At 31.4% G+C, this 15,533-nt stretch carries 18 protein-coding genes and 2 pseudogenes; 10 read left to right on the forward strand and 10 right to left on the reverse strand.

Going from position 1 to position 15,533, the window contains the following annotated elements:
- Positions 1-42: 42 nt before the first annotated feature.
- From DN408_RS21865 to DN408_RS21875, 3 genes are read left to right on the forward strand one after another with little or no spacing between them, the layout of a single operon-like run.
- Positions 43-564 (forward strand): GNAT family N-acetyltransferase, encoded by a 522-nt coding sequence (locus DN408_RS21865; RefSeq protein WP_050000463.1) that lies wholly within the window; start codon positions 43-45, stop codon positions 562-564.
- 23 nt (positions 565-587) lie between these two features.
- Entirely contained in the window at positions 588-1,109 is a 522-nt protein-coding gene (locus DN408_RS21870; RefSeq protein ID WP_002013255.1) for a YfiT family bacillithiol transferase, read from the forward strand.
- Positions 1,049-1,573 (forward strand): GNAT family N-acetyltransferase, encoded by a 525-nt coding sequence (locus DN408_RS21875; protein ID WP_002085328.1) that lies wholly within the window; start codon positions 1,049-1,051, stop codon positions 1,571-1,573. Before DN408_RS21870 ends, DN408_RS21875 begins: the two co-directional genes overlap by 61 nt.
- Positions 1,574-1,694: 121 nt before the next feature.
- Here the strand turns inward: DN408_RS21875 and DN408_RS21880 are convergent, their stop codons facing one another.
- A complete protein-coding gene (locus tag DN408_RS21880; RefSeq protein ID WP_002065713.1) occupies positions 1,695-2,072 on the reverse strand; it encodes a PH domain-containing protein in 378 nt (125 codons plus the stop codon).
- A 179-nt stretch (positions 2,073-2,251) separates the two neighbouring features.
- On the opposite strand from DN408_RS21880, the gene DN408_RS21885 reads away from it, so the two are divergent.
- The 6 genes and pseudogenes from DN408_RS21885 (at position 2,252) to DN408_RS21910 (ending at position 6,726) form a co-directional block, all read left to right on the forward strand.
- The gene (locus DN408_RS21885) at positions 2,252-3,103 is read left to right on the forward strand and encodes a patatin-like phospholipase family protein (RefSeq protein ID WP_078179063.1); all 852 of its coding nucleotides are present in this window, start codon (positions 2,252-2,254) and stop codon (positions 3,101-3,103) included.
- Positions 3,104-3,115: 12 nt separating this feature from the next.
- Positions 3,116-3,487: a YxiJ-like family protein gene (locus DN408_RS21890; protein WP_078179062.1), complete on the forward strand. Its 372-nt coding sequence runs from the start codon at positions 3,116-3,118 to the stop codon at positions 3,485-3,487.
- 270 nt (positions 3,488-3,757) lie between these two features.
- Positions 3,758-4,120 (forward strand): hypothetical protein, encoded by a 363-nt coding sequence (locus DN408_RS21895; RefSeq protein WP_078179061.1) that lies wholly within the window; start codon positions 3,758-3,760, stop codon positions 4,118-4,120.
- A gap of 87 nt (positions 4,121-4,207) precedes the next feature.
- Positions 4,208-5,403: pseudogene (locus DN408_RS21900) on the forward strand (alpha/beta hydrolase-fold protein).
- Between the two features lie 21 nt (positions 5,404-5,424).
- Positions 5,425-5,832 (forward strand): DnaJ family domain-containing protein, encoded by a 408-nt coding sequence (locus DN408_RS21905; protein WP_050000460.1) that lies wholly within the window; start codon positions 5,425-5,427, stop codon positions 5,830-5,832.
- Positions 5,833-5,910: 78 nt separating this feature from the next.
- Positions 5,911-6,726, forward strand: coding sequence for a YwqG family protein (locus tag DN408_RS21910; protein WP_078179059.1), 816 nt, complete (start codon positions 5,911-5,913; stop codon positions 6,724-6,726).
- A gap of 710 nt (positions 6,727-7,436) precedes the next feature.
- Here the strand turns inward: DN408_RS21910 and DN408_RS21915 are convergent.
- On the reverse strand, positions 7,437-7,832 hold the full coding sequence (locus DN408_RS21915) for a RidA family protein (RefSeq protein ID WP_002127604.1): 396 nt from the start codon (positions 7,830-7,832) through the stop codon (positions 7,437-7,439).
- 140 nt (positions 7,833-7,972) lie between these two features.
- Positions 7,973-8,930 (reverse strand): annotated as a pseudogene (locus DN408_RS32190) (hypothetical protein).
- Positions 8,931-9,559: 629 nt separating this feature from the next.
- Here DN408_RS32190 and DN408_RS21925 point away from each other — a divergent pair.
- The gene (locus tag DN408_RS21925; RefSeq protein WP_002127606.1) at positions 9,560-10,522 is read left to right on the forward strand and encodes an MBL fold metallo-hydrolase; all 963 of its coding nucleotides are present in this window, start codon (positions 9,560-9,562) and stop codon (positions 10,520-10,522) included.
- A 58-nt stretch (positions 10,523-10,580) separates the two neighbouring features.
- On the opposite strand, the gene DN408_RS21930 is transcribed toward DN408_RS21925, so the two are convergent.
- The 7 genes from DN408_RS21930 to DN408_RS31590 form a co-directional block, all read right to left on the reverse strand.
- The gene (locus DN408_RS21930; protein ID WP_002127608.1) at positions 10,581-10,826 is read right to left on the reverse strand and encodes a hypothetical protein; all 246 of its coding nucleotides are present in this window, start codon (positions 10,824-10,826) and stop codon (positions 10,581-10,583) included.
- 142 nt (positions 10,827-10,968) lie between these two features.
- Positions 10,969-11,484: an NUDIX hydrolase gene (locus tag DN408_RS21935; protein WP_003189593.1), complete on the reverse strand. Its 516-nt coding sequence runs from the start codon at positions 11,482-11,484 to the stop codon at positions 10,969-10,971.
- 22 nt (positions 11,485-11,506) lie between these two features.
- The gene (gene dnaN / locus DN408_RS21940; protein ID WP_078179169.1) at positions 11,507-12,637 is read right to left on the reverse strand and encodes a DNA polymerase III subunit beta; all 1,131 of its coding nucleotides are present in this window, start codon (positions 12,635-12,637) and stop codon (positions 11,507-11,509) included.
- 30 nt (positions 12,638-12,667) lie between these two features.
- Positions 12,668-13,111: an NUDIX hydrolase gene (locus DN408_RS21945; RefSeq protein WP_002085308.1), complete on the reverse strand. Its 444-nt coding sequence runs from the start codon at positions 13,109-13,111 to the stop codon at positions 12,668-12,670.
- Between the two features lie 184 nt (positions 13,112-13,295).
- Positions 13,296-13,712: a GNAT family N-acetyltransferase gene (locus tag DN408_RS21950; RefSeq protein ID WP_002085307.1), complete on the reverse strand. Its 417-nt coding sequence runs from the start codon at positions 13,710-13,712 to the stop codon at positions 13,296-13,298.
- 180 nt (positions 13,713-13,892) lie between these two features.
- A complete protein-coding gene (locus DN408_RS21955; RefSeq protein ID WP_078179189.1) occupies positions 13,893-15,101 on the reverse strand; it encodes an L-lactate MFS transporter in 1,209 nt (402 codons plus the stop codon).
- Positions 15,102-15,379: 278 nt separating this feature from the next.
- Entirely contained in the window at positions 15,380-15,523 is a 144-nt protein-coding gene (locus tag DN408_RS31590) for a hypothetical protein (RefSeq protein WP_002013225.1), read from the reverse strand.
- Positions 15,524-15,533 lie beyond the last annotated feature (10 nt).

A 15,533-nucleotide genomic window follows, 5' to 3' on the forward strand; every position in this document is an offset into this window, starting at 1 on the left:
AAGAATGTATAACAGTTAGTAAATCAAGAAGGGGTAAACGGGATGGAAATATACATAGAACAATTAAAGAATCAAGACGCTGAAGATTTATTTAATTTTGAACTCACGAACAAATCATTTTTTGAAACAATGGTACCAAGTCGTGGCTCTAATTATTACGTGTATGAATACTTTCAAAAGCAACTTGACGAACTATTAAAAGAACAAACTGAGGGGATTTCTTATTTTCATCTCATACGTAATACAGAAAAAGAAATTGTAGGACGTATCAATTTAGTTGATGTAGATAAGGAAAAACGAATTGGGTCGTTAGGCTACCGAGTTGGAGAGAAGTTTACTAAAAAAGGAGTTGCAGCATCATCTGTAAAATTGATTTTGGCTCAAGCAAGAGTCTATGAAATTAATGAAATACATGCTATGACAACAACAAATAACATAGCTTCACAAATTGTATTAGAAAAGAACGGATTTTCTCGTGAAAAGCAAGCGGAGACAACTACTGTAGATTTAAACGGAGAAAACGTAAATTTCGTACATTATATTTGGAGGACTACTAAGGGTTAAAAATAATAGGGAGGGACATGTACATGAAGGATTTACGTTATCCAATAGGTCAATTTACTTACGTAGGAACTATTACAGAAGAAATAATTGATAAATGGATTCAAGAAATAGAGGATTTACCTAATGAACTAGCAAGAGCGATAAAAGATTTAGATCAGAAGCAGTTAGATACACCGTATCGCGTCGGTGGATGGACTGTTCGCCAAGTTGTTCATCATGTTGTTGATAGTCATATGAATAGCTACATACGCTTTAAATTAGCACTGACAGAAAAGAATCCAACTATTAAACCGTACAAAGAAGAAAAATGGGCAGAGCTACCTGACTCGAAATTACCAGTAGATGTTTCACTTGTAATGCTAGATTCATTACATAAAAGATGGATTAACTTATTATATTCTTTAGAACCGGCAGATTTAGAAAAGACATTTAATCATCCTGAATCAGGAGAAACAAAACTTGCTGCTGCAATTGGACTATATGCATGGCACGGTCGTCATCATACAGCTCATATTACTTCTTTAAGAGAGCGTTTAAATTGGTAACATTAGAGAAGGCGACAGAAATTGATGCAGCAGTTTTATTTCAAATGCAAATAGACTCATTTAGTCCTTTATTAAATAAATATAAAGACTATGAAACAAATCCAGCAAATGAATCTATTGAAAAAACTATTTTAAGAATAAATAATCCGAGCAACAACTTTTATAAGATGATAATAGATTCGAACCTTGTTGGAGCGATATGTATATCCCAAAAAGAAAGACCTTATAAATTTTGGATCAGTCCAATGTTCATTCATCCAATCTATCAAGGGAAAGGAATCGCTAAGAAGGTACTTATTTTAATTGAAGAGATGTTTCCAGAAGCACGGAGTTTTGAACTTGCTACGATTTTAGAAGAAGAAAGAAATTGTTTTCTATACGAAAAAATGGGGTATAAAAGAACAGAAGTAATAAAGAAATTAAATGATAAAACTACACTTATTTATTACAAAAAAGAAAGGTAAAGCATTTGAAATACGCTTTACCTTTTCATGTTATTTTAGATTGAATATACAAAAACAACGCATATTCTTCCAAAATACTCGGGTTAGTAATTTCGATAATGAATAAATATACGGAAAGGCGTTATTTCGTCGTATATGTTACTAACGCTTTTTGAATGCTTAAAATACTATCGTCACCTTTAAATTCTTTCGTAATTGGATCATCCATACTAGATACCCAAATTTTAAGCTCTGCATCTAAATCAAAATGCCCAGCTGTTTCAATGCTAAATTGTGTAATGCTTTTATAAGGAATAGAATGATACTCTGTTTTTTTACCTGATATTCCTTGTTTATCTACTAAAATAAGACGACGATTTGTAAATACGATTAAATCACGAATTAATTTATAAGCATGCTCAACTTTCTCATCGTCTAGCATAATCTTTTCTAAATCACGTTCAACGCTTTCTGTACTCGCACTTGATGCATTTCCTAAAATACCACTAAATAAACCCATATGAAATTCCTCCTTTATAATATGTGGAATGAGTTTCTTATATTGTACCATGCGAATGGCTAATAGATTATGACATTGCTTCAATAGTTTTTTGTTATTATTGCAACCAATTTATATAACCTCATCCTAAAATCTTGTGCTAACATATAATTAAGAAAACAGAAGTAGAGGGATATAGCATGAAAAATATCGGTTTAGTATTAGAAGGCGGCGGAATGAAAGGATTATATACTGCAGGAGTACTCGAATATTTTATGGAAAGGGACTTATTCTTTCCGTATGTAGTCGGTGTATCCGCCGGAGCGTGTATGGGAGCAACATATTTGTCACGTCAAAAAGGAAGAAATAAAAAAGTGAATACAGAGCTAGTAGCAGATCACAGATATATATCTTATCGAAACTTAATTCAAAAACGTGAATTATTTGGAATGGATTTTTTATTTGATGAAGTACCAAACAAAATTGTACCGTTTGATTTTCAAACATTCCTAAATTCAAATGAACAGTTTGTAATCGGAACGACTGATTGTGAATCAGGACAGGCAGTTTATTATAATAAAACAGAACATGGAAATGATATTTTAAAAATTATTCGTGCATCAAGCTCTGTGCCGTTTATAGCACCTGCTGTAGAATATGATAATCGAAAATTGTTAGATGGAGGAATTTTAGATCCTATTCCAGTTTTTAAAGCGCAAAATGATGGTTATTTAAAAAACGTTGTTATAATGACAAAGCCAGAAGGATACGAGAAGCAGCGTAATAAATTTTCTGGACTAGCTAAAATTTTATATAGAAGATATCCAAAAATCGCAGAGCATTTAGTAGAACATTATCGTTTTTATAATGAAACTGTATCTTATATGAATCACAACGAACAAAAAGATAATTTTTATGTAATTCAGCCAAGCGCACAGCTTCCTATAAGCGGAATAGAAAGAAATAAAGAGAAACTTGTTAACCTATATAATCTTGGCTATACAGATGCTCAATATCATTATGAAAAATTATTAAATTGGATAGAGAAATAAAGGGGTGGAAAGTTGCTATTAGGTAAAAAGGTTATTTTTAATGAATTGCAGAAAATGCATAGTCCGCTGCTTAAACCGATTCCGAATTGTGACCTTCGAAAAATACGAAAAGATTTTAATAATATGTTTACAGAAGATGATTGCATAAGCGCTGATTTAAATTATTATTGGATGCATACAGCAGGTACTTTAAGTTACATACTTAATAACAACGAAAAGGAGATTGTGTTTGATCAAATAAAGTGGCTAAAGAAATCGTTTTTTGAATGGTTTCCGCAATATCGTTTTATAGAAACAGAAATTGTGAAGTATCCCATTTTGTATAGAGATTTCATGAATTATGAGAAGGCCCGGAAACTATTACTGTATTATCTTACTGAATAAAAATAAAAACGTACAAGTTATGCTGCTTGTGCGTTTTTTTGTTCATAAAAAATACAATTTTAATACCTTGTTTATATAGGGATTCTAATACGAAGAAAGAAGTACATATAGAATGATGTAAAGGAGGGAGAGGCGTTTAGATACCGTTTTCCTTTAATCCATTATCCAATTCGAATATAGTTAGTTATTTATGATAAAATATTTCGAGTGAAATCAAGTACTTATTATATCCAGTATTAAATAAGTTAAGCCAGGAGGAACAATAGTAACATGGAAAACGTGTCAAATATAGATAAATTGGAATCAATAAAATCTTTACAATCGACAATTCGTAAACTTGAAAATGCTTTTTCACAGATGACTCAAAAGGGAGCAAATACTACCTTAGTGAAAAAAAGGCTTAAAGCCGTTTGTATAGGGCTAGCAGTGTTAGAGAACGTGTGGAATCAAGAAAGTCATCGGTATAGCCAAGAAGAGTTAGCAGAAGCTTGTAATATCCTTGCTGGTTTGCTTCCATCAATTGAGAGAGCCTATGATAAGTCTAAGGCTGGTAGTCCTCAAAGAACACTTTTAGAAAGAAGAATAAAAGCGTTGGAACTTTCTATTCAGGCAATTGATAAACCTTCTAAATAAATAACTCATCTAAATACATAACATACTAATCCTAAATTTTATAAAAGCAATCTAGTGAAAAGAAAGAAATACAAAGGAGGCAGATGGGTGACTTCAATAATTAGTCCTAAGTTAGAGGAGCTTAATAATCAATTAAAAAAAGGAAACGAGAAGCAATTTCTACTTTTTTGCATGAAATAAAGTCAAATAATACGCCACTAATAGAACAATGTCCTGTAGAAAATCAGTATAAGCTTATAACGTATATATGGTTAGGGGATCAAAAAACTGAAAACGTTTATGTATTCGGTAGTTTTCCTGGTTGGGATCTGTCTGTAAATCAACTACAACGGTTGTTACAGACAGATATTTGGTATGTAACGTTTAGGACGGATGAGAGTTTTATTTCAACGTACTATTTTTCAGTAAACGATTTTTTCGAAAATGATTGGATAAAGCGCAGTGAAAAGTACCAACTAGATCGATTTAATAAAAATACATTTGGAGAAGATGCCAATAAAGCGTCTGTGTTAAACATAGGAATGGAAGTACAGTATAGCAGTCGTTTTCCTTCAGATCATTATCCATCTGGAAAAATTGAAACATATTCTTTTCATAGTACGATTTTAAATGACACACGTAAAATTTATATTTATACGCCTCATGACTATTCTCACACTTCACATCTTCAAGAACTTCTCATTGTGTTTGATGGGAATTCATTCATTAATAACCTTTCAATCGCAAGAACACTCAATTATTTAATATACGAAAAAGAAATCCCATCTTGTATTGCTGTTGCAATAGAACCCGTTGATCGACTAGAAGAGCTAACTTATAACGATAAAATGAATACATTTTTAACGGAGGAACTACTTCCATGGATTCAAGCTAGGTATCACGTATATCAAGAAAAGAATCATACAACAATTGCTGGTTTAAGTCTTGGTGGCTTAGCAGCTTTTTATGCAGCGCTTCAAAATCCACATGTTTTCGGAAACGTGTTGTCAATGTCTGGATCCGTGCATTGGAAAAAGGATGGTTATGAAAATCAAATTCCTTGGATTGAAAATCAAATTTCATCTATAGATTCTAATACGAGTCAACCTCATTTTTACATAGCAGCAGGAGAACTTGAAAACAAACCTCTTTTAACGGCTAATAGACGCCTGTATAAAGCTTTAAAAGAAAAAGGATACCAAATTACTTATGAAGAGTTTCAAGGTGGTCATGACGGTGTTTGGTGGCGAGAAAAGTTATTTGATGGGTTGAAAGCATTAAAATATACAAAAACCACACTATAAAATAAAAAGGAGAGAGAATCTATGAATCAAGATGAGCTAGATAAAAAACTTAAAAAACAAGAAATTTTAGTTAAAGATGAAAAAGTTTGGTCGTTCACGTATGAGGATCATATTAGCTCTATCGTTAAACAGGCAGAAAAGACAGGAGCGTTTAATGATTTACCTGGGAAAGGGAAACCTCTTAATCTTGATAAAGATCTTTCGTATAATCCTGACAAGCAACTTTATAGAACTTTGAAAAATAATCATGTTTTGTCTAGGTGGATTGAACTTTCAAAGGAAATAGATCATCTAAAAGAAAATTTAAAAGAACTAACGGATAATGTAGAAGCAGCTATGTTAATTACAACTATTAATAAAAAGGTCTCAGAACATAATTTACTTTGTCCGCCAAGTGCGCAAAAAATGAGGGTTAAAACGGATATTTAACGATTTTCAATGAAGTTATCTGTTGCTATATAATTAAGTAGGGCATTTTCAATTCATTATTAAGGGGAGGTAAATGTAATGAAGAATACGTATCAACTTCAAATTCCGAAAGAACTAGAGCAGTATCGTAGTATTTTAGAAGAAAGTGTGAAACCTTATATTAAAGCGTCTGGAACATTAGCAGAGACAACGCTTTTTGAGAGTAAATTTGGTGGTTATCCGTATTTACCTATAGATCAAGAGCATCCTAAAGATTCAAATGGACAACCTATGATGTTACTTGCGCAGCTAAGCTTTGAAGAAATGCCGCATGTTGAATATATGCCTCAAAAGGGTATGCTACAATTTTTCGTAAGTGCTGAAGATGAGCTTTACGGAGCAGATTTTGATCATCCAACAATCCAAAAAGACTTTCGAATTATTTATCATTCTACAATTATAGAAGATTTAAATAAGGTTATTACTGATTTTAGTTATTTAAACACTTCAGAATTAGAGGACTTTATCATACCTGAAGCAGCGAAATTAAAGTTTGAATTGGGTTATCAGCCCGTAACATCAAGGGATTATCGATTTGAAAAGATGTTTAGTGAGGAAATTGATTGGGAAGAAATTGTTGATGAAGAAAATAATACAGAATTAGGCGAACTGTATGATGATTTATGTAAAGATCAAGGGCATAAAATTGGTGGTTATCCATTTTTCACACAGACAGATCCAAGGGAATGGGAAGAAAAATACCAGCAACATGATATATTATTGCTGCAAATCGATACAGATGATTCATTAAATATTATGTGGGGAGATTCTGGTGTTGCTAATTTCTTTATAAAGAAAGACGATTTATTAAATCTAGATTTTTCCAATGTTATTTACAATTGGGATTGTTACTAAAAATAGATAAATGGATTACTAACTAGCAAAAGAAATCTTCCTGAAGGTGAGGAGGATTTCTTTACGTTAAAAATAAACGTTATGTTAACTAGAATGAAGAATACAATGAAAGTCAAGCGTAAATAAAAGAAATAACAACAAAAATATAAAATAATAAAACATATGTAATTAGCAATAAATCTATAAAGCAAAACATAAAATGAAATTTATCATTTGTATAGAAAAATTTATTTCGCATAAAAAAATTCCGTGCTAATCAAAATTATTTTTGATTCGTTAAACGATAATTAATCGATTAAGATTTGCTGTGATTAATTTATAGCAAAATAAACGATAAAAACTGTAGAAATTCATTTAGATAAGATTTTATGTGAATCTCATTAAAAATCCCCGTTTCGTCTCATTAAGTATAGTTTACTTGGTTTTTGATACAGATAAACACTTACTCTATATAACTTCGTATAATATATATTATGTTAACTAGTAAAAAGTAATAAACCTATTATATATTAGTTATGGTTGTTAGGCTCCCCTTTTTAATTTGGTTCATAATGTGTTGTAGATTGTGTGGTTATTTGTTTTTTAAGTTATTTATGTTGTGTTATTGATAAGAATGTTTCCGTGTATAATTTATATTTTAGTTAATAAAAAACGCAATTCGTTTAAAGTGAACGAATTGCGTTGACATGATTAAGAATAAGTTTTTAAAATTAGTTTGCTACAGCAATTGCTTCGATTTCAATTAATAAGTTATCGTTAATTAACTTTCTAACTTCTACAGCTGAACTTGCTGGTGGATTCTTAGTATCAATGTATTGATCTCGAACACCTCTAACAATGGCCATTTGAGAAATATCTGTTAAGAAAAATGTTAATTTTACTACATCATTAAAATTTAATTCTGAAGCTTCTAATGCTACTTTAATATTTTCAAATACTTGGCGCGTTTGTGTACCTAAATCTCCATGCCCAACTATATGACCATCAACATTAATCGCTACTTGTCCTGATATGTAAATTGTCCGTGTAGCGTTACTAACCTCAACAATATGTGAGTATCCAAAAGTTGCTGGCATAGTTTCCGGGTTGATAAATTTCTTTTGCAAGGTGCATCTCCCCTATTTATATCGTATTTTCTTCATGTTTGATTTTAGATGAATATCTATTTTACAAATGATTTTTCACATATCCTTCTGCTACATATGTGGAGTTATAATACGCTGCTTATATTTATAAAATTAGGTATTTAATAGATTATATATGTTTGATTTTCTTGAGTGCTGATACTAATTATGCCTTGTTTTATTAATTCTTCAGTTATTTTTGTATAGAAAAAGTGATACCACCAAATAAAAAATTCTTCGTAAGTTATTTCTTTTGCGTATCTGCTGCTTGCAAAGTATTCTTTTAAAGGTTTCTCATTTTCTTTACATAATAAGATCAAATCTTTACTGATTGTGTTCGCGATTTCGTTAAGTATAGATAAATCTTTAGCTTTAAACACTGGGATAATTCATTGCGAATTTTTATATAAGCCTAATTTTTCGTATAATACATTTGAATTTAAGTCTACTTGTCTATCTACTGCTACAAAATTTTTAACTAATTGTTTTTTGTATAATTAATATCAGTAATAGCATCGTGAAATTTTCTTCAAACGTTTCTTTATTCGCAGTTATTAAATTCAAAGTTGTATATCGAGTGTTTCCATAAAGACCAATTTGATATTCTCCTAAATCCAAATACGTATTACCATACATTCCAAAGGACTCTTTGTCTGTTTGTTCTTGTTCTATAATCGCATAATAATATCTTTTATTGTTTCTCAAAGGCCGTTCTGTTTCTAAATAGTTTTCCTCAATGTTAATTATTTGTCCAAAATCTAATAACACACCACTATATAGTAAAAGACTATACGATTCTTTAGGTAAATGATTAAATGTCTCGATTCTTTTAGACATAGCATCAATTTGATTAGAATGCTTTTCAATTATGTTAAGTGCAGTTTTAATTAGAGGCTCACATAGGTTATACAGTTTTTCTCCTTCATTAGCTGTTATAACCATACATGTTGGATAGTAACTCCCTTCTGTCTCATTCAATAAACCTCCTAGTTCTAATGCGTGCATTTGTTTTTCGAATTCCTCGTTAGTCCAATTTAGCTTCGTTTTTATAGTATTTGATTCTATGCCCAGATGGAGCATTACAAGTAAATATTGAAGGTTTGTTCCGCTTATTTTTAAAGTTGGATAATTGTCAACTTATGAAATCATTTTTGTCTCATAAGTTGTTTTAAGTATTTTCTCCGGAGTATAATTAGCAAGCATTTTAAAATACCTTCTTTTTTAGTAATTTAATTGTAAAACCTATGTATTTACTATGTTCTATAAATAAAAATTAGTATCCTTTAATGATTTCAAATAAAAAACCTTAGTATAGCTATGTTGATACCTATACTAAGGTTATCTAGAATTCTTTATTTAATTATTGCTATTTAATAGTTTATATTTAGACTTCTTTTTTCTTTCTTCTAGCATTTATAGACTCTCCTTCCTGTGGATAATTAGTTACCTATCTGCTTCTATAACATATAAAGAAACATACGGTCTTTGTTGTTTATAAGAAAGAATGTACTTAAACAAAACAATTCACAAATACATAATATTAGTTTTAGCTGCTGCTAAATGAATTCTATTTTTTATATATAAATAATAAATTTGAAGAATTTATGAAATGTACTGCATTTAAGATGAAAGGTAAAATGATTTCGTTTAAACTACAATTAGCTACAATAACAACATACGTATATTGTTAAACGTAAAAAGGAGAACTAATGAAAAAGAAATATATGAATCAAATTCCGACTGATGTAAGTTTTAATCCGAAAGATATTATCGGTTTAATGACTGATTACTTTAAAATGAAAACAAAGCTACGTCCTGTAAAGAATTTACCTATTGTTTTATCGAATAAAAATAATGAATCTTTAGAGAGTGTGACATGGTTTGGGCACTCTGCTTCTCTTTTGAAAATAGAAGGTAAAAAATTGTTATTAGACCCTATGTTTGGAGATGCCTCTTCCCCATTTCCTGTGTTTAATAGTAAGCGGTATAGTGGTGCTTTTTCTTTAGAACATGATGAACTTCAAGAAATTGATGCGATTATCATTTCTCATAATCACTATGATCATTTAAATTACAAAAGTATTATGCGGTTAAAAGATTATGCGAAGCATTTTTATGTCCCGATTGGAGTTGCGCGTTATCTTATTAAATGGGGTGTTTCACCTAATAAAATTAGTGAACATAATTGGTGGGATGAAATTACGTTTGATAATATTAAGTTAGTTTGCGCTCCTGCAAGGCATTTCTCTGGACGAAGTATGACAGATAAAGATCGTTCTTTATGGTGTTCATGGCTTATTCTTGGTCAAGAAACTAAAGTCTTCTTTAGCGGTGATAGCGGTTATGCGCCTCACTTTAAGGAAATTGGTGAGAAATATGGTCCATTCGATCTTACTTTAATGGAATGCGGGCAGTACGATACGAGATGGTCTGCTATTCATATGTTGCCAGAAGAAACAGTACAAGCTCATATTGACGTTAAAGGAGAATTGCTTGTTCCTATTCATTGGGGTGCTTTTACGCTAGCATTACATGAATGGAGTGATCCAATTGAACGTGTTACGAAAGAAGCAAATCGTTTAGGGGTTAATATTGCAACGCCACAAATCGGTGAAGCTATTACGTTACAATCTAAAGATTATCCTACGGCTGCTTGGTGGCGAGAAGTGTAAGTATAATAAAAAGCGAACCAATTTAATATTGATGGTTCGCTTTTTATTCATTTATGACTCATCTATTAAAATTCTTTGTTTTATCTACTGGAATTGCATTTTTCATCTTTTCTGTTGTCCAATATCCTGTAGGGTCTTCCATATCGTTTGAATCTTGAATAGCCGATGGGATATTGGGAGCTTTTTTCACTTGAGTAAGAGTATCTTTTTCGCTAGAGGCTGCCAATGCTAAGTAAATAATTAAAGGTATTATAATAGTAATACTAGTTATATATATCCAAAATAATTGATTTCCTTTTTTCATGAGCTCCTCCTTCTATTACATACTAATCTCCCCTAATTACTACTTTACTATATTTGCTTTCCTGCTATTTAAAATACTCTCCCTCACGTTAAATTTTATCTTTAGTTTCACTTCGACTACATTAGCTATTTTCTGTTACTGCTTACACTAATTTATGTATTGAATCTATTGGGCTGGTCTGCTTAGCTAATTCTTTATTCTTATACTCTACTAATTTATGATTTGATAAAACGCAAGAGTGCTCTAATATTAATTCATTATAAAGTACTTCAGTTAAAAATTTAGGTATCATCTCTCCTACGCCGTAATTATAGTCACTTAGAATCCAAGATACCTCTTTCCAATCTAGAATTCCTTCTGAGACTTTTTTTGGAGTGTGATATGTAAATTCATTAAGTAGCTTTACTAAATAGACATACATGCCACCAGAATATGAGGAATCCTCCCATTTAATAATGCCTTTAAATTGAATTTGATTTTGTTCAACATCTATATTTGTTTCTTCTTTTATTTCACGAATTGCATTTTCTAACGGTGTTTCTCCTTTTTCTATCTTCCCTCCTACACCATTCCATAATCCTTTTACAGGATCATATTCTCTATTTAGCATAAGTATTTCTTCATTTCTTTTTATAAAACATAAAGTGTGCTTGTACATAATTTAATTCCTTCCTTTGTTCTCAATAAGTTCTAACAGGCGATATTAAATATACTGCTGCAGATTGTTCACCTGCTTCAATTAATATCGGTCTCATGGAACCGCCAAAACTTAAAGTAACTCTATCTTCTTTTATTGCTTTTAAAGTATCGACCATATATCGTCCGTCGAAAGATATATTTAATTGCTTTTCACCGTGAATCGCATCTATTTGTTGTGTCTCGGATATTTTACCAATTTGAGAAGCGTTGGAAGAAATTTGTATTGTGCATTCGTCGATGATTTCTAAGTTAACGTTGTTGTTTGCCCATTCACTAGCCAATAAACTTGACCGATCTACACCTTGTAAAATCTTTTTTCTATCTATATTAATAATCGTTTGGGATTCATTTGGAATTAGGCCGGATATATTAGGATATTTCCCTTCAATAAGCCTTGAATACAACGTAATTGTACCGAATTTAAAAATAATGTGACTCTCTGAAAGATATATGTATACTAAATTTGAATTACTGCTCATTAATTTTAGTAGTTCACTAATAGTGGAACTTGGTACAATGCAATTTAATTTCGCATGTGAAGAAATGGGTATTTCACGTAAAGCCAGTCTGTACGAATCAGTAGCAGCACAAATTAATTTGTTATGATCAATAACGAAATGTACGCCAGTAAGAACTGGTCTAGATTCATTTTTAGCAGTTGCAAAGACAGTTTGTTTGAATACCTCAATCAGCTGTTCCGTTTCTACTTGTATTTCTGTATGTGAGTCTAAAAATGGTACATTAGGAAATTCATTTGCCGAGAGTCCATTTAAGTTTAAAGTAATTTCATCTGATTGAATTGTAATCAACTGCTCATTCATACTTTTTATTAAAATCTCACTTGGCATTTTCTTAATAATTTCAATGAAATACTTTGCTGGTACAACAATACTTCCTGCTTTTAAAATAGTTGTAATTTGTTCGTCTTCAATTGAAATAGGTATAAATTTTTCAATGAAAATATTCGAATTACTTGCGATTAAAGTAATTCCAGATTGATCTGCTGTTATCTTTATTCCGGATAATATAGGAATTAAAGTTTTTGTTGAGATAGCTTTACTTACTTCTGAAAGAGCTTGTGTAAATTGTTTGTGATTAACGATAAACTCCATTTTTCCCCCGCCTTAAATGAAATACTATCTTTATGAAGATTGATGAATAATAGTTCCATTAAAAATATAAGGAACTGTTTCTTTCTTTTGTAAAAGGCTTTTTAAGTGTTCTGGTATACGTAAATAAGGTTCTGCTGAATCTAATTCCATCCAGGTAATCTCCTCAATCTCTTTTGGCCGTGATATACAGATTTCCCCTCCGGTTATTTCTCCTAAAAAATTAAAGAAGATTGCATGATGTCCTCTCTCCTCAAAAAAGGCTTCACTAATGGAACAAACCCCTTTTACGGATATGTCTAGCCCTGTTTCTTCTTTCACTTCACGAATTGCTGCCTCTTCTAACGTTTCCCCGAATTTAACTGCTCCACCTGGTAAAGTGTAATAAGAACCATTTTCCCCTTTGTTTTTAACCATTAATAGCTTTTCATGAGTTTCATCATATAGAAGTGCGTATGTAACATTTACTTTTTTCATATGTAACCCCCTTGAATGGTGAAAATTTTCTGTCTTTATTTTATTCTATCATTAAATTGTTTTGATTCATAAAAAGTAATTTGAGTAAATAACTAATACGAAACGATATCGTGTTCATAGACACACAAAAGAAAAGAGCATATTTTGAAAAAGATTAATCATAATACACTCTTTAATGATTCATTTATAACCTTTTTTCTAAATAGTAATGATTATGCCCTTTAGGATAATCTTCACTTACCCCTATCACTTTATATCCATGCTTCTTATAAAAATTAGGGGCTTGGAAACTAAAAGTATCTAATTTGATTAGCCTACATTCTTTTTTTATTGCAAATTCTTCAATAAGATTCATTAAATTGCTTCCATAACCTTCATGCCTGTATTCTTCAGAAACCCATAGGAAGTCAACATATACATGGTGCCAAAATGTGATTGCCGTTATCCCTCCTACTATTTCTTCTTTTTCATTCTTCACTATAAAACTAATCTTTTCTGAAGGTGTTTTTTCTTCATTTGAAAGTTGTTTTTGGTTATATTCAATTACTTTTTCTCTTATGTAATCACTATCTTCTTGTACCCATTGCTTTACTATTTGCATTTTAACTATCACGCCCCTTTACATTATTTATTCAATTTAATAATCGGAATTTCCTATCTTCTTTAATGTTAGATTATGAAATAAGTACAGGGAAAAAATTAGATTTTTTGAATGTCATTCATTGTTTATACATTTTTTTGTAAAGCAAAAGAGCCCTAGTATAAGGACTCTTTCTTAGCATTAAGCTATTTTTCGATTTAACGATTTGATTTCCTTCTTCTTTTCTGCATTTGGAGGGCGGATTACTATAGAGATAACGAAAGATATAACACATAGAACACCGATTGTAATGAAGGTTGGCTGAAATCCGCCAAGTAGTGCTCCAATGAATGATCCTGCAAGTGCACCAAATCCGAAACCTTGGTAAACAATCCCGTAGTTTGTACTATGATTTTTTAATCCGAAGAAGTCTCCCACAATTGCTGGGAAGATAGTGATGTTACCACCAAAGCAAAAGGCAACACTTGCTACACAAGCAAAATAAATTCCGTAATTTAGTGGAATAAAACTTAAAGTGAAGACGGATAATCCAATAATAATAAATGTAGCCGAGACGATTTTTAATCGACCTATTTTATCTGATAACGTTCCAAGAATAATTCTACCTATTGTATTAAAGATTGCAATCATTGCGACGGCATTAGCGGCCGTCGCTGCACTAAGACCAACGAGCTGCACCCCGATGTCTTTTACCATACCGATTAAATACAGTCCGCCCATACATGATGTGAATAACATGAAAAATAAGAGATATACTTGTTTCGTTTTCATCATTTCACGCGGCGTATAATCATTGTGTAATGTTTCAGTTGCAGTGTTACTTACAATTGCTTCACGTAAGAAGAATGATCCTATCAACACTAATAGTAAGACGATAATACCCCAATATAAAAATGCTTGTGATACTCCAAGACTGTTGATAAGATTTCCGTTTACATATCTAAAGATTAAGCTTCCCATTCCATATGCCGAAACAGATATACCAGAAATAAGTCCTTTACGGTTTGGAAACCATTTAATTAAATTAGATAGTGATGTAATATATGCTGTTCCATCAGCGTATCCAACGACAACACCGGCTAATAAATAAAGTAATGGTAATGAGGAAACTTGTGAACTAAGTATTAAACCGAGTCCTAAAACAATTCCTGCAGTAGCGATAAGTTTACGAAGTCCAAATTTTTGTTGTAGCTTTCCTGCAAATAGAGTTGAGAATGATAAAGAAAAACTCGTAATTGAGAACGTGATCGCGACTGAATTGAGGTTCCATCCAAACTTACTTACAAGGGGTTGATTAAATAAACTCCATGTGTAAATTGTTCCTAGGCCAATTTGAACAATGATTGTACCTAGAACAATTAGCAATGGATTTATAGATGTTTGTTTCATGCTAACTGTCCCCTTCTTTTATCATGACATGAATTTTCACAGTTAGTATATCCATGATAAATTGCAAGATACTGTACGGAAAATGGAAATTGAGTTAGCTTACACAAAAAGACACTTCATCAAGAAGTGCCTTTTTGTAGGTTATATACAGCATTTAAAGAAAGCTTTGTTAAGATAAGACATTTTCGAATGCTTATGTATATATGTTATCAAATAATTTGCTGAAAGTGATGAGACTTAAGACGTATTTTTCTTTCATAAATAAGTCGGAGAGAAAATTAATATTCAATTTCCTCAAAGTCTTTCGGCTGCGGTACAGTTTGCATATTAGCTGCATCTTTCGGATCGCTATAAATCGCGTTTTGTTCTGTGTTTACATCCTTTATATTTTGCTTTTTATTTTTATTCACTTCATTTTTCATTAAAGTTCAC

Source organism: Bacillus sp. AR13-1, from assembly GCF_008042285.1.
GTDB classification, from domain to species: Bacteria; Bacillota; Bacilli; order Bacillales; family Bacillaceae_G; genus Bacillus_A; species Bacillus_A mycoides.

Excerpts from the sequence above, each read along its gene's own strand:
- DN408_RS21865 (WP_050000463.1), top strand. The coding sequence starts at position 43 with ATGGAAATATACATAGAACAATTAAAGAATCAAGACGCTGAAGATTTA.
- DN408_RS21870 (WP_002013255.1), top strand. The coding sequence starts at position 588 with ATGAAGGATTTACGTTATCCAATAGGTCAATTTACTTACGTAGGAACT.
- DN408_RS21875 (WP_002085328.1), top strand. The coding sequence starts at position 1,049 with ATGGCACGGTCGTCATCATACAGCTCATATTACTTCTTTAAGAGAGCG.
- DN408_RS21880 (WP_002065713.1), bottom strand. The coding sequence starts at position 2,072 with ATGGGTTTATTTAGTGGTATTTTAGGAAATGCATCAAGTGCGAGTACA.
- DN408_RS21885 (WP_078179063.1), top strand. The coding sequence starts at position 2,252 with ATGAAAAATATCGGTTTAGTATTAGAAGGCGGCGGAATGAAAGGATTA.
- DN408_RS21895 (WP_078179061.1), top strand. The coding sequence starts at position 3,758 with ATGGAAAACGTGTCAAATATAGATAAATTGGAATCAATAAAATCTTTA.
- DN408_RS21905 (WP_050000460.1), top strand. The coding sequence starts at position 5,425 with ATGAATCAAGATGAGCTAGATAAAAAACTTAAAAAACAAGAAATTTTA.
- DN408_RS21910 (WP_078179059.1), top strand. The coding sequence starts at position 5,911 with ATGAAGAATACGTATCAACTTCAAATTCCGAAAGAACTAGAGCAGTAT.
- DN408_RS21925 (WP_002127606.1), top strand. The coding sequence starts at position 9,560 with ATGAAAAAGAAATATATGAATCAAATTCCGACTGATGTAAGTTTTAAT.
- DN408_RS21930 (WP_002127608.1), bottom strand. The coding sequence starts at position 10,826 with ATGAAAAAAGGAAATCAATTATTTTGGATATATATAACTAGTATTACT.
- DN408_RS21935 (WP_003189593.1), bottom strand. The coding sequence starts at position 11,484 with ATGTACAAGCACACTTTATGTTTTATAAAAAGAAATGAAGAAATACTT.
- dnaN (WP_078179169.1), bottom strand. The coding sequence starts at position 12,637 with ATGGAGTTTATCGTTAATCACAAACAATTTACACAAGCTCTTTCAGAA.
- DN408_RS21945 (WP_002085308.1), bottom strand. The coding sequence starts at position 13,111 with ATGAAAAAAGTAAATGTTACATACGCACTTCTATATGATGAAACTCAT.
- DN408_RS21950 (WP_002085307.1), bottom strand. The coding sequence starts at position 13,712 with ATGCAAATAGTAAAGCAATGGGTACAAGAAGATAGTGATTACATAAGA.
- DN408_RS21955 (WP_078179189.1), bottom strand. The coding sequence starts at position 15,101 with ATGAAACAAACATCTATAAATCCATTGCTAATTGTTCTAGGTACAATC.
- DN408_RS31590 (WP_002013225.1), bottom strand. The coding sequence starts at position 15,523 with ATGAAAAATGAAGTGAATAAAAATAAAAAGCAAAATATAAAGGATGTA.